The sequence below is a fragment of the Actinomadura rubrobrunea NBRC 15275 genome (assembly GCF_001552235.1).
In the GTDB taxonomy this organism is placed as follows: Bacteria; Actinomycetota; Actinomycetes; order Streptosporangiales; family Streptosporangiaceae; genus Spirillospora; species Spirillospora viridilutea.
The window spans coordinates 1-13,965 of the sequence record NZ_BCQU01000133.1 but is presented as its reverse complement, the minus strand read 5'-3'; the positions used below and the strand labels follow the sequence as shown (position 1 = coordinate 13,965).

Below are 13,965 nucleotides of genomic sequence, written 5' to 3'. Positions count from 1 at the left end.
GGGGCCGGACGCGGCGGCGGGGGCAGCCGCCGGGTGTCCGGCTCGGGCGCGGGCTTGTCGGGCCGGCCCTCGTCGAACCCGGCCGCGATCACCGTGACGCGGACCTCGTCGCCGAGCGCGTCGTCGATGACCGCGCCGAAGATGATGTTGGCGTCGGGGGCGGCGGCGTTGGACACCAGCTGCGCCGCCTCGTTGATCTCGAACAGGCCCAGGTCGGACCCGCCGGAGATGGACAGCAGCACGCCGTGCGCGCCGTCGATGCTGGCCTCCAGCAGCGGGCTGGAGATCGCCATCTCGGCGGCGGCCACCGAGCGGTCGTCGCCGCGCGCCGAGCCGATGCCCATCAGCGCCGAACCCGCGCCGGACATGACCGACTTGACGTCGGCGAAGTCCAGGTTGATCAGACCCGGCGTGGTGATCAGGTCGGTGATGCCCTGCACACCGGACAGCAGCACCTGGTCGGCGGCCTTGAACGCGTCCAGCACGCTGACCTGCCGGTCGGAGATCGACAGCAGCCGGTCGTTGGGGATGACGATGAGGGTGTCGACCTCGTCGCGCAGCGTCTCGATGCCCGCCTCGGCCTGCATGGCGCGCCGCTTGCCCTCGAAGCTGAACGGGCGGGTCACCACGCCGATGGTCAGCGCGCCCAGCGAACGGGCGATGTTGGCCACCACGGGGGCGCCGCCGGTGCCGGTGCCGCCGCCCTCGCCCGCGGTGACGAAGACCATGTCGGCGCCCTTGAGCACCTCCTCGATCTCCTCGCGGTGGTCTTCGGCGGCCTTGCGGCCCACGTCGGGGTTCGCCCCGGCCCCGAGGCCGCGCGTCAACTCGCGGCCCACGTCCAGCTTGACGTCTGCGTCACTCATCAGCAGCGCCTGGGCGTCGGTGTTGATCGCGATGAATTCGACGCCCTTGAGGCCCTCTTCGATCATCCGGTTGACGGCGTTGACACCGCCGCCGCCGATGCCGACGACCTTGATGACCGCGAGGTAGTTCTGCGGTGCTGCCACGACGAGGGGCCTTTCCGCTCGCTCTATCGGACCGGACGGCCCGGTTCGGCGAACCGGGTCGCTGCGGTGCTCTGGACCTGATGTCTATGTTGTCGCCTGCGGCCGTCGTTGCGGGTGCGGCTGACGCCACGGGCCGCGGACGGCGGCGGTGCCGTCCAGACAAAACCCTCACCCTCAACTTTAGGCTTACAGTTATGTCAACCTGAGGACTGATACGGACAGTAGGGCGGCCTAACCGTCAGGGTCAACTAACCCCCCGGTCAACCGATCCGGCGTGTCGCGGTGAGTCCCGCTTGCCCCGGTTGGCGAAGCCCGCCGGAAGCCCGCCGCGACGGCCGTGCTCCCAGCGTGCCCGATCGGGCGCCCGGAATCGCCCCGACACACGCACCGCCGCGGTTTCACCGGGTGGTGACGACCTCCGGCGAGCTGACGTCGATGACGCGCGCCGACCGTCCCGCGGCCGTGCGGCGCAGCGCCTCCAGCAGCCGCGCCTTCTCCTCGGTGCGCTCGGCCGAACCCCACACCACCGCGGGGCCGCCCGCCAGCCGCAGCGTCACCGCCTCGGGGCCGGTCGCCCGCACCTCGGCCACCCGCCCGGCCAGGTGCCGGGGCAGCTCCTCGAGCACCCGCAGCGCCGCCAGCGTGGCCGGATCCGACGGCCCCGGCGCACCGGTGACCAGCTCGGGCAGCCCCTTCGGCCGGGACTCGCCGTCGGCGACGGCCACCCCGGGGCGGTCCAGCCGGTAGTACCGCCCCCCGCGCCGCACCACCGCGACCGGGACGCGCTCGCGCACCACGATCCGCACGGTGGTCGGCCAGCGCCGCTCCACTCTGGCCGACTCGACCTCGCGCAGCCGTTCCAGCCGCGCCCGGACCTCCTCGGTGCCCAGCCGCACCATCGGCACGCCCAGGCGGACGTCGGCGGCGGCCGCGATGCGGTCGCGGGGCGCCAGCCGGGTGCCGGTGATCTCCACGGTGCGCACCACCAGGAGCCGGGAGCCCAGCAGCACCCAGCCCACCGCGCCGAGCACGCCGACCACCAGCAGTGTGACGAACACCGCCTTCCAGCGGCCCGGGTGGCCGCGCACCGTCCCCGTCTGCCCGCCCAGGTTGGTCATGCCGTCCAGGATGACCGCGTCGGGCCCCGGATCGGGGGATCCCACGCCCGGTGACGATGAAAATCACTAAAGATCACCCTTGTGGATGTTCGTCCCATAACGCCCGGAGCGGGCGCGCCAGCGGAACAGCACCCCCTGGAGCACGCCCCTGGAGCACGCCCGCGGACGCCCCCTGGCCGCCCTCAGGACGATCGGGCCGGACGTCACGGCGTTCGTGCGGCGAGTTGCTCCAGGATGCGCGGCCCCAGGACGGTGACGTCGCCCGCCCCGAGGGTGATCACCACGTCGCCCGGACGCGCCGCGTCCGCCGCGATGCCCGGGACCTCGTCGAACGCCGGCGCGTACACGGTGCGCGTGCCCTCGGGCACGGCGTCGGCCACCAGGGCGCCGGTGACGCCGGGCTCGGGGTCCTCGCGCGCGCCGTACACGTCGAGCACCACGGCGACCTCGGCCAGCCCCAGCGCCGCGCCGAACTCGGCCGCGAAGAAGCGGGTGCGGCTGTAGAGGTGGGGCTGGAACACCGCGACGATCCGGCCGCCGCCCTTCTGCTCCAGGTAGTCGCGGGTGGCGCGCAGATCGGCGATCAGCTCGGTCGGGTGGTGGGCGTAGCTGTCGAACACCTCCACCCCGGCGGCCTCGCCCTTGCGCTCCAGGCGGCGCATCGCCCCGCCGAACGAGGCCAGCCCGTCCACCACGCCGGCCAGGTCGGCGTCCAGCGCCTGCGCCGCGGCGACCACCGCGGTCGCGTTGAGCGCGTTGTGCAGGCCCGGCACGCTCAGCGCCACGTCGCCGACGCCCTCGATGTGGAAGCGGGAGCCGAGGCCGCGGGGCGTGAAGCCGGTGACGCGCAGGTCGGCGCCGGGCGCCTGACCGTAGGTGCGCACCGTCAGGCCGCGCCCGCGCGCCCGCTCGGCCAGTTCCATCGCCACCGGGTCGTCCGCCCCGGCCACCAGCGTGCCGCCGGGCTCGATCCGGTCGACGAACCGCGCGAAGTTCTCCTTGACCTTCTCGAACCCGCCGTAGTTGTCCAGGTGGTCGGCCTCAACGTTGGTGACGACCGCCACGGACGGGCTGTAGGCCAGGAACGAGCCGTCGCTCTCGTCGGCCTCGGCGACGAAGACGTCCCCGCTGCCCTCGTCGGCGCCCAGGCCCGTGGTGACCAGCTGACCGCCGATGCAGTACGACGGGTCGGCCCCCACCCGCTGCAGGGCGACCGTGAGCATCGAGGAGGTGGTCGTCTTGCCGTGGGTGCCCGCCACCGCGACCGCGCGGCGCCCCGCCATCAGCGACGCCAGCGCCGCCGACCGGTGCAGCACCCGCAGCCCGCGCCGGCGCGCCGCCACCAGCTCGGGGTTGGTGTCGCGGATCGCGGTCGACACCACCACGGTGTCGGCGTCGCCCAGGTGCGCGGCGTCGTGGCCGACGAACACCTTGGCGCCCAGCTCGCCGAGCCGGGCCAGCAGCTCGGAGTCCCGGGCGTCGCTGCCGGAGACCGGGATGCCGCGCAGCAACATGATCCGCGCGACGCCGGACATGCCCGCGCCGCCGATCGCGATGAAGTGGACCTTGCCCAGCTCCTCCGCCGGCACGACCTCGCCAGGACTGATCAGATTCATCGGGCGGCGCCCGTCCCCTCGTTTCCGGCGGTCCCCAGGCCCGCGGCGTCCCTTCCTCGCGTGCCCCGCCGCGTCACCGCTGACCCGCCCCGACGACCTCGTACACCATGCGCGCCAGCGCGTCGTCGGCGTCGCGGCGGCCCAGCCGCGCGGCGGCCTCCGACATGGCCGCGACGCGGGCCGGGTCGGCCAGCACCGGCAGCAGGTTGTGGACGATCCAGTCGGGGCTCAGCTCCGCGTCGTCCACGAGCAGCCCGCCGCCGCCCGCCACCACCGGCTCGGCGTTCAGCCGCTGCTCGCCGTTGCCGTGCGGCAGCGGCACGTACACCGCGGGCAGCCCCACGGCGGTCAGCTCGGCGCAGGTCATCGCGCCCGCGCGGCACATGGCCATGTCCGCGGCGGCGTAGGCCAGGTCCATCCGGTCGCAGTAGGGGATGGTGACGTACTGGGGGCCGCCGGACGCGGGCTCGGGCTCCTCGTTGTTCTTGGGCCCGACGATGTGCAGCACCTGGATGCCCGCCTGCCGGAACGCCGGGGCGGCGGCCACCGCGGCGCGGTTCAGCGAGCGCGCCCCCTGCGACCCGCCGAAGATCAGCAGCGTGGGCAGGTCGGGCATCAGCCCGAAGTAGGAGCGGGCCTTGTCCCCCATGGCCAGGCGGTCCAGCGTGGCGATCTCCCGGCGCAGCGGGATGCCGACGACCCGGGCGTTGGGCAGCGGCGTGTCGGCGTGCGCGACCGCCACGTGCTCGGTGAACCGGGCGCCGAGCTTGTTGGCCAGCCCGGGCTTGGGGTTGGCCTCGTGCACGATGATCGGGATCTTGCGCTTGCGGGCGGCCAGGTAGCCGGGGGTGGCCACGTACCCGCCGAAGCCGACCAGGATGTCGGCCTGCGCCTGGTCCAGGATGCCGGCGGCCGCGTTGATGGCGCCGCGCAGCCGGCCCGGGACGGTCAGCAGCTGCGGCGTCAGCGTGCGGGGCAGCGGCACCGGCGGGATCAGCGCGAGCTGGTAGCCCCGCTGCGGGACCAGCCGGGTCTCCAGCCCCCGCTCGGTCCCGAGGCAGGTGATCTGGGTGTCGGGATCGATGCGCCGCAGCGCGTCGGCGAGGGCCAGCGCGGGCTCGATGTGTCCGGCGGTGCCGCCGCCGGCCAGGACAACCCTCATGCTCGCTTACATCTCCTAGCGTGTTCGTGACGGGGGATTCACTGACGCCGTGCCAGGCCAAGCCAGCTTAGGGCGCGGGAGACCGGTCCGGGACCCCGGGCGGCCAGCGCCTGGCGGGCGCCCGGCTCGCGTTTGGCGAAGGCCAGCAGCATGCCGAGCGCGATCAGAGTCGGGATCAGCGCCGACCCCCCGTAGGAGACCAGCGGCAGCGGGATCCCGGTGATGGGAAGCACGCCGATCACGGCTCCGATGTTGACGATCGCCTGCACCACCACCCATGCCGTGGCCCCGGCCGCGGCCAGGCGGGTGAAGGGGTCACGGACCCGGCGGGCGATGCGCAGTCCCGCGTAGGCCAGCAGCCCGAACAGGCTCAGCACCACGAGGGTACCCACCAGGCCCAGCTCCTCTCCGATGATCGCGAAGATGAAGTCCGTCTCGGCGTGCGGCAGGAAGTCCCATTTGGCCCGGCCCTCGCCCAGGCCGGTGCCCAGCCAGCCGCCGGAGGCGATCGCGAGCTGGCCCTGGTAGCCCTGGTAGTTGGTGGTGAGCCGGTTCTGGGACGGGTCCAGGTAGCCGCTCAGCCGCTGCAGCCGGTACGGCTCCACGATGATCAGGATCGCCACCAGCAGGCCGACCAGCCCGGCCATGCCGACGAACAGCCGCCCCGGCGCCCCGACCACCCACAGCAGCGCCAGGAAGATCGTCAGCAGGACCAGGGTGGTGCCGAGGTCGCTGCCGAGCATGACCATCAGCACCAGCACCCCGGCCCCGGGCAGCAGCGGCACCAGCAGCGGCCGCCACTCGGTGAGCTGGCCGAGCCGCTCCTTGCGCGCCAGCAGGTCGGCGCCCCACAGCACCAGCGCGAGCTTGGCGGGCTCGGACGGCTGCACCAGCACCGGCCCGAGGCTGATCCAGCGGGTGGCGCCGCCCGCCGAGTGGCCGAGGCCCGGCACCAGCACCAGCCCGAGCCCCACGATCGACAGCAGCAGCAGCGGATAGGCGAACGCGCGGAACGCCCGCACCGGAAGCCGCGAGGCCAGCCACATCAGCGGCAGGCCGATCGCCGTCCACATGGCCTGCTTCTGGAACAGCGTGTACGCCGAGCCGGTCGCCTGGATCTGCTGGACCAGCGACGCCGACAGCACCATCGTCAGCCCCAGCGCCAGCAGCATGATCGAGCAGCCGAGCACCAGGTAGTAGGAGGTCAGCGGGCGGTCCAGCAGCCCGACGGCGGCGACGAGGTGCTCGCGCGGCCCGGCCCGGCGCGGGCGGTCCCGGCGGTCGTCGCCGGCCGACGACGGCACGGCGGCGTTCATGCTGGCGGCCTCCCCTCCTCACCGGCGCTCCGCCGGACCCCGTGGCGTCCGCCGGCGGGCCCTACCGGCCCTCGGCGAGCCGCCGCACCGCGGCGGCGAACGCCTCGCCGCGGGCGCCGTAACTGGCGAACATGTCGAACGACGCGCCCGCGGGGGCCAGCAGCACCGTGTCGCCCGGCCGGGCCAGCCCGGCGGCCGCGGACACGACGCGGTCCATCGCACCAGTGTCGGTGTCGGGAACGTCCACCACCGGGACATCCGGCGCGTGTCGCGCAAGCGCCTCGGCGATCCGCGCCCGATCGGCGCCCAGCAGCACCACGCCGCGCAGCCGATCGGCGCAGGAGCGGACCAGGTCGTCGACGTCGGCGCCCTTGAGCAGGCCCCCCGCGATCCACACCGCCGACCGGCAGGACGCCAGCGACGCCGCCGCGGCGTGCGGGTTGGTGGCCTTGGAGTCGTCGATGTAGTCGACGCCGTCCACGGTCGCCACGTGGGCGATGCGATGCGGGTCGGGGGTGAACGCGCGCAGCCCTTCGCGCACGGCCTCGGGCGGGACGCCGAAGGCCCGGGCGAGGGCGGCGGCGGCCAGGGCGTTGGCGACGTTGTGCGGGGCGAACGGCCGCACGTCCCGCAGCTCGGCCAGTTCCACGGCCTCGCGCCGCGGGTCGGGCGTGAACGCGCGGTCGACGAGCAGGTCCTCGACGACGCCGAGCTGCCCGGGGGCGGGCGTCCCGAGGGTGAAGCCCTTGGCGCCGGGCCCGCCGAGCCGCGCGGACACCGGGTCGTCGGCGTTGACGATCGCGACCGTGCCGGGCGCGTAGATCCTGCCCTTGGCGGCGGCGTACGCGTCGAACGAGCCGTGCCAGTCGATGTGGTCGGGCGCCACGTTCAGCACCGCCGCCGCGTACGGCGCCACCGTGCTCGACCAGTGCAGCTGGTAGCTCGACAGCTCCACCGCGAGCACGTCGTGCTTGTCGAGCACCGCCTCCACGATGGGCGTGCCCACGTTGCCGACGGCGACGGCGCGGTGCCCGGCGGCGGTGAGCATGCACGCCAGCATCCGCACCGTCGTGGTCTTGCCGTTCGTCCCGGTGAGCGCCAGCCACGGCGCCGCGCCGCCGTCCGCAGCGCCGTCCGCGCCGCCGTCGTGCGCGAGCCGCCAGGCGAGCTCCACCTCGCCGATGATCTCGATCCCGGCGGCCGCGGCCGCCGACAGCAGCGGCGCGTCGGGGCGCCAGCCCGGCGAGGTGACGACCAGGTCGGCGCCCTCCGGAAGGGTGTCGCCGTCGCCGAGCCGGACGGTCGCGCCCGCGTCGGCGCGCAGCCGTTCGGCGTGCTCGCGCAGCGCGTCGTCGTCGCGGGCCTCCACGACGGTGACGCGCGCGCCGCGCTCGGCCAGGACCCGGGCGGCGGCCCGGCCCGACACGCCGAGCCCCGCCACGCACACGCTGCGTCCCTGCCAGCCGCTCACCGCTTGGGCATCCATTCCAGGTAGAACAGGCCGAGGCCGATCGCGGTGAACAGCGCCGACATCAGCCAGAACCGGACGACGATGGTGGTCTCCGCCCAGCCGGACAGCTCGAAGTGGTGCTGCAGCGGTGCCATCTTGAACACCCGCTTCTTGGTCAGCTTGAACCAGCTGACCTGGATCATCACCGACAGCGTGATCATCACGATCAGGCCGCACAGGATGGCCAGCAGGAACTGGGTGCGGGTGAGGATGGCCAGGCCGACCAGCACCCCGCCGAGGGCCAGCGACCCGGTGTCGCCCATGAAGACCTTGGCGGGCGGCGCGTTCCACCACAGGAACCCGAACACGCCGCCGAGCACCGCGGCCGCGACCACCGCGAGGTCGAGCGGGTCGCGCACGCTGTAGCAGTTGGGCGCCAGCGCGAAGTCGTAGCAGCTGTTGCGCAGCTGCCAGTTGCCGATGATGACGTAGGCGCCCAGCACCATCGCCGCGGGACCGGCGGCCAGGCCGTCCAGTCCGTCGGTCAGGTTCACGCCGTTGGAGGTCGCGGCGATCAGCAGCAGCGCCCACACCACGAACAGGTAGGGGCCGATGGACGGCCCGAAGTCGCGCAGGAACGACAGGTGCGGGGACGCGGGGGTGACGTCGTAGCCGTTGGGGAAGTTCAGCGAGGCGACCGCGAACACCACCCCGACGATCACGATGCCGATCATCTTGGCGCCGCTGCGCAGGCCCAGGCTGCGCTGCTTGAACACCTTGATGAAGTCGTCGACGAAGCCCACCAGGCCGAGCCCGGCCATCAGGAACAGCACGAGCACGCCGGAGATCGTCGGCGGCGTCGCGGTGAACAGGTGCGCCGCGCCGTACCCGATCAGGGAGCCGACGATGAACACCGCGCCGCCCATGGTGGGCGTGCCGCGCTTGGTCAGGTGCGCCTCGGGGCCCTCGTCGCGGATCATCTGGCCGTAGCCGAGCCGCCGGACGATGCGGATCCACACCGGCGTGCCGACCATGCCGAAGATCAGGGCCACTCCGGCCGCGATGATGATATTGGTCACGTCCGGTCACCCTCCGGCTCGGCCGAGCCGTCCGCGTGCGGACGGCCGCCCTCGCCCCTGTGCTCACCGGCCAGGAGGGCCTCGGCGGCCCGTTCCAGCCCGGCGACGCGAGAGCCCTTCACCAGCACGACGTCCCGTGGCCGCAGCCGCTCGCGGAGCGCGGTCACCGCCGCGCCGACGTCATCCACCTGTACGCACTCTCCCGTCCATGACCCCACTCGCTCGGCCCCCTCGGCCATCGCCGCCGCATTGCGCCCGACCACCACGAGGCCGGCGAACCCCCGTTCGGCGACGTGCTGTCCGATCTTGGCATGTTCCGCCGCGGAAGACGCACCGAGCTCGGCCATTTCCCCCAGGACCGCCCACGCCCGGCGCCCGCGCGCCATGTGCGCGACGGCGTCGACCGCGGCCCGCATCGACTCGGGGTTGGCGTTGTAGGCGTCGTTGACGACGGTCACGCCGTCCGGCCGCTCGGTCACCTCCATGCGCCACCGGCTGGCCGGCACCGCCCGCGACAGCGCCGCGGCCGCGTCGGCGACGCCCATGCCGACCTCCCGGGCCGCGGCCGCGGCCGCCAGCGCGTTGAGGACGGCGTGCGCGCCGTGCAGGCGCAGCTCCACCGGAGCGGACCCCTCCGGCGTGACCAGCGTGAATCGCGGGCGCCCGGCGTCGTCCAGGCGCTCGTCGACGGCCCGCACGTCCGCGTCCGCGCTCCGGCCGAACGTCACGACGCGGGCGCCGGCGCGGTCCGCCATGGCGCGCACCAGCGGGTCGTCGGCGTTCAGCACCGCCGCGCCGTCCGCGGGCAGCGCCTCCACCAGCTCGCCCTTCGCCTCGGCGATCTTGTCGCGCCCGCCGAACTCGCCGACGTGCGCGGTGCCGACGTTCAGCACCACGCCGACGCGCGGCCGGGCGATGCCGGTCAGGTACGTGATGTGGCCCGCGCCGCGGGAGCCCATCTCCAGCACCAGGTGGCGGGTGCGCTCCTCGGCGCGCAGCACGGTCAGCGGCAGGCCGATCTCGTTGTTGTACGACCCCGGCGGCCACACCGTCGGCCCGGCGCCCTCGACGACCTGGGCGATCAGGTCCTTGGTGGAGGTCTTGCCGGCCGAGCCGGTGACCGCGATCACGGTCGTGTCGGGCAGCCGGGCCAGCACTCCGGCGGCCAGCCGCCCCAGCGCGGCGCGCACGTCGTCGACCACGACGGCGGGCCCGCCCACCGGGCGCTCGGCGAGCACCCCGACGGCCCCGGCGGCCAGCGCGGCGGCGGCGAAGTCGTGGCCGTCGGCGCGCTCGCCGCGCAGCGCGGCGAACAGCGCGCCGGGCTCCGCCGCGCGCGAGTCGATGACGACGGGGCCGCGGACCACGGCGTCCGCGCCGTCGCCGTGGACGGCGCCGCCGGTCAGCTCCGCGACCGCCGCCAGCGGAAGTGGGATCACGCCTGCGTCCCGTCCCCTCTTGCGTTCTCGACGTCGGACGCGCCCGCGGCGGCCCGAGATCGGCGCAGCGCCGCGCGCAGGACCTCCCGGTCGTCGAACGGCAGCACCTCGCCGGCCACGTACTGGCCCACCTCGTGGCCCTTGCCGGCCACCACGACGACGTCGCCGCGGCGGGCGCGGGCCACGGCCAGCTCGATGGCCGCGGCGCGGTCGGGCTCCACCACGACATGGGCGCGCTGCCGCTGCGGCACCTTCAGCCCGCCCTCGACCATAGCGGCGAGGATGGCCAGGGGGTCCTCGGACCGGGGGTTGTCGTTGGTGAAGTACGCCATGTCGGCCAGGCGGGCCGCGGCCTCCCCCATCAGCGGGCGCTTGCCGCGGTCGCGGTCGCCGCCGCAGCCGAGCACCACGATGAGCCGGCCCTCGGTGAGCGGGCGCAGCGCGGTCAGCACCGCCTCGACCGCGCCGGGCTTGTGCGAGTAGTCGACCAGGGCGACGAAGTCCTGGCCCTCGTCGACGCGCTCCAGGCGGCCGGGCACGCCGGTCAGCGAGGCCACGCCGTGCACCGCGGTGGGCAGCGTCAGGCCCGCCTCGACCAGCGCCACGATCGCCGCCAGCGCGTTGGCGACGTTGAACGGCCCGGCGAGCTGGACGGCGGCGTCGGCCTCGATGCCGCCGGGGCCGACCACGCGGAACACGCTGCCGTCGGCGCCGAGCCGCACGTCCTCGGCGCGCCAGTCGGCGGCCGGGTCGCCGGACGCCGAATAGGTGGTCAGCGGAACGGTCGCGACCTCCACCAGCCGCCGGCCCCACTCGTCGTCGATGTTGACCACGCCGACCCGCGAGTACTCGGGGGTGAACAGCTTCGCCTTTGCGGCGAAGTAGTCCCGCATGGTCGGGTGGTAGTCCAGGTGGTCCTGCGACAGGTTGGTGAAGACCGCCACCTCGTAGCGGGCGCCGCCGACCCGGCCCTGGTCGAGCGCGTGGCTGGAGACCTCCATGGCCCCCGCGCCCACCCCGCGCTCGCGCATCACCGCGAACAGCGCGTGCAGGTCGGTGGCCTCGGGCGTGGTCAGCGCGGCGGGCACCCGCTCGTCGCCGACCCGCACCTCCACGGTGCCGACCACGGCGGTGTCCACCCCGGCGGCGCGCAGCCCCGCCTCCAGCAGGTAGACGGTGGTGGTCTTGCCGCTGGTGCCGGTGACGCCGATCAGCGTCAGGTCGCGGCCCGGGTCCCCGTACACCCACGCGGCGGCCTCGCCGAGCCGGCGGCGCACGTCCTCCACCGCCAGCACCGGCAGGCCGGAGGCGGCGGCGCGGTCGTACCCGGCGGGGTCGGTGAGGATCGCGGCCGCGCCCGCGGCGGCGGCCTGCGCGGCGAAGTCGGCGCCGTGCGCGCGGGCGCCGGGCAGCGCCGCGTACAGGTCGCCCGGCAGCACCTTCCGCGAGTCGTGGGTGATGCCGGTCACCGACACCCCGGCCAGTCTCCGGTCGTCGGCGGCGTCCGCGACGCCCAGCAGCGCCGCCAGCCCGGTCAGCCGCCGGGCCGGGTTGGTCGTCGGGCGCATGGCGTGTCTTTCGTTGCGGGACGTTCGGACGGACGTCGGGACGGACGTTCGGACGGACGTTCTGGCGGACAGGGGTGCCGATGCTGAACTCACGGCGTGAGAGGGTACTCGCTGCCGTCAGCCCCGGGCGTAGATCTTGACGGTCGGCGCTTTGCTTCCCGTCGGCGGGATCTTCCGGGTCTGCAGCGCGAAGCTCATCACGTCCTTGAACACCGGCGCCGCCGCATCGCCACCATAGTGGCTTCCCCGCCGCGGGTTCTGCAGGACCACCAGAACGACCAACTGCGGGTCATCGGCCGGGGCGAATCCGGCAAAGGAGGCGGTGTAGCCGCCGCCCCGGTAACATCCGCAGGCGGGGTTGACGATCTCGGCGGTGCCGGTCTTGCCCGCGACCCGGTAGCCCTTGATGCGCGCCTTGGGCGCCGTGCCCTCCTTGGAGGTGACGCCCTCCAGCATGTCGCGCAACTGGCGCGCGGTCTCGGCGCTGATCACCTGGCGCCGCTCGGGCGGCGGGGCGGGGGTGAACGAGCCGTCCTCGCCGGTGCTGCCCAGGATCAGGTTCGGGGCGACGCGCACGCCGCCGTTGGCGATGGTGGCGTACACGCTCGCCATCTGCAGCGCGTTGACCGACACGGTCTGGCCGAACGAGATCGGGTAGCGGTCGGTGCCCGACCACTGGCTCGGCGGTTTGAGCTGGCCGGGCGTCTCGCCGGGCAGGCCGACGCCGGTCTTCTCCCCGAACCCGAACGCGCGCAGGAACTGGTACAGGGTCTGCGCGGAGACCCGTTCGCTGGCCAGGATGGTGCCGACGTTGCTGGAGGTGGCCAGCACGCCGGCGAACGTCAGCCGCTGCGTGGGATGCGGGTGCGAGTCGCGGAACACCCGGTCGTAGCGGCGGATGTGGTCGGGCACGGTGAAGACGGTGTCCGGCGTGACGCCGCCCTTCTCCAGGACGGCCGCCGCGGTGATCACCTTGTTGGTGCTGCCGGGCTCGAACGCCTCCCGCACGATGGGGCTGTCCCAGTTCTTCTGGGGCGCCCGGGCGTACTCGTTGGGGTCGTAGCCCGGCGCCGACGCCAGCGCCAGCAGCTGCCCGTTGCGCGGGTCCATGACGATGACGCTGCCGTTGCGCGCGCCGGTCTCCTCGACCCGCTTCTCGATCGCCTCCTGCGCCTTGTACTGCAGGTCGCGCAGCAGCGTCAGGCGCAGCCCGCGGCCGGGCACCGGGGGCCGCTTCTGGTCCTCGCCCATGGGGATGTGCTGGCCCTCGGGGCTGATCTCCACGCGCTGCCAGCCCGGCCGGCCCGCCAGCTGCTTGTTCATCGAGAACTCCAGGCCGGCGCCGCCCTCGCCCTCGGCGTTGACGAACCCGATGACGCCCGCGGCCAGGTCGTCGTTGGGGTACTCGCGCCGGTACTCCGGCAGCGTGCCGATGCCGGGCAGCTTCTCGGCGGTGATCAGCCGGGCCCGGTCGGGCCGCACCCCGTGCGCCAGGTACTCGAACCGGCTCCCCGGAGTGCTGATCACCTTCATGACGTGGGCCGGGTCCAGGCCGAGGATCGGCGCGACCTTGGACACCACCTTCTGCCGGTCCTCGGGCTCGATCATGAGGGGGTCGGCGAAGACGGCGCGCGCCTCGACCGTCATGGCCAGCGGATTGCCCTGGGCGTCGGTGATCTCGCCGCGCACCGCGGGCAGGTCGATCGTGTGCAGCCGCTGCCGCTTGGCCCGTTCGGTGTAGCTGGCCGACTCGATCGTCTGCAGCTGCACCAGCCGTCCGGCGAACAGCGACAGCACGAACGCCACCGCCAGCAGCCCGGTGTTCAGCCGCTTGATCGGGTCGCGGCGGCGGAACGGCACGCGCGGCCGGGGCCTTCTGGGCGGACGCGGCGGACCGGGCGGCCTCCCGCCGGTGCCGGACCGCGCCCTGCCGGCGGCCTTGGCGGCCCCCTTGGCGGGGCTCTTGGTCGTGCCCTTGGCGGCGTTCTTGGGGGCGGGACGCGCCGTCCTCCTCGCCGTCCCGGCCTTGCCGTGCGGCTCCCGGTCCTTCTCCGCGTCCCTGCCCTTGGGCGGCGGCGTGCGCCTCGGGGCGGGGTCGCCCGGCTCGCCCCTGCGGGGCACGGCGCGCCCGGACGCACGCGGCGCGGCCGGACCGTGCCGTTCGGTCCGGTCGTCCGGGCGTCCGCCGGTCCCGCGGGACCGGCGGG

The 13,965-nt window shown here is 74.3% G+C and carries 10 protein-coding genes; all 10 read right to left on the bottom strand.

Annotated elements, in window-relative coordinates; genetic code table 11:
• Positions 1-1,010, bottom strand: a 1,010-nt coding sequence (gene ftsZ / locus AR3_RS27160; RefSeq protein WP_067918213.1) for a cell division protein FtsZ, incomplete at its 3' end; no start/stop codon positions are given.
• Positions 1,011-1,408: 398 nt separating this feature from the next.
• Positions 1,409-2,173, bottom strand: coding sequence for a cell division protein FtsQ/DivIB (locus AR3_RS27155; protein ID WP_227023007.1), 765 nt, complete (start codon positions 2,171-2,173; stop codon positions 1,409-1,411).
• 158 nt (positions 2,174-2,331) lie between these two features.
• Positions 2,332-3,744 (bottom strand): UDP-N-acetylmuramate--L-alanine ligase, encoded by a 1,413-nt coding sequence (gene murC, locus AR3_RS27150; protein WP_067918211.1) that lies wholly within the window; start codon positions 3,742-3,744, stop codon positions 2,332-2,334.
• A 73-nt stretch (positions 3,745-3,817) separates the two neighbouring features.
• A complete protein-coding gene (murG, locus tag AR3_RS27145; protein ID WP_067918207.1) occupies positions 3,818-4,906 on the bottom strand; it encodes an undecaprenyldiphospho-muramoylpentapeptide beta-N-acetylglucosaminyltransferase in 1,089 nt (362 codons plus the stop codon).
• Positions 4,907-4,944: 38 nt separating this feature from the next.
• Positions 4,945-6,222, bottom strand: a complete 1,278-nt coding sequence (ftsW, locus tag AR3_RS27140) for a putative lipid II flippase FtsW (protein WP_067918206.1) — start codon at positions 6,220-6,222, stop codon at positions 4,945-4,947.
• A gap of 61 nt (positions 6,223-6,283) precedes the next feature.
• Entirely contained in the window at positions 6,284-7,708 is a 1,425-nt protein-coding gene (gene murD / locus AR3_RS27135; RefSeq protein ID WP_067918205.1) for a UDP-N-acetylmuramoyl-L-alanine--D-glutamate ligase, read from the bottom strand.
• Positions 7,690-8,751 (bottom strand): phospho-N-acetylmuramoyl-pentapeptide-transferase, encoded by a 1,062-nt coding sequence (gene mraY / locus AR3_RS27130; RefSeq protein ID WP_067918203.1) that lies wholly within the window; start codon positions 8,749-8,751, stop codon positions 7,690-7,692. The genes murD and mraY overlap by 19 nt, the downstream gene beginning before the upstream one ends.
• On the bottom strand, positions 8,748-10,190 hold the full coding sequence (locus AR3_RS27125) for a UDP-N-acetylmuramoyl-tripeptide--D-alanyl-D-alanine ligase (RefSeq protein WP_067918202.1): 1,443 nt from the start codon (positions 10,188-10,190) through the stop codon (positions 8,748-8,750). The genes mraY and AR3_RS27125 overlap by 4 nt, the downstream gene beginning before the upstream one ends.
• The gene (locus tag AR3_RS27120) at positions 10,187-11,758 is read right to left on the bottom strand and encodes a UDP-N-acetylmuramoyl-L-alanyl-D-glutamate--2,6-diaminopimelate ligase (RefSeq protein WP_067918201.1); all 1,572 of its coding nucleotides are present in this window, start codon (positions 11,756-11,758) and stop codon (positions 10,187-10,189) included. The genes AR3_RS27125 and AR3_RS27120 overlap by 4 nt, the downstream gene beginning before the upstream one ends.
• A gap of 117 nt (positions 11,759-11,875) precedes the next feature.
• The gene (locus AR3_RS27115) at positions 11,876-13,618 is read right to left on the bottom strand and encodes a peptidoglycan D,D-transpeptidase FtsI family protein (protein WP_451916698.1); all 1,743 of its coding nucleotides are present in this window, start codon (positions 13,616-13,618) and stop codon (positions 11,876-11,878) included.
• Positions 13,619-13,965: the final 347 nt, after the last annotated feature.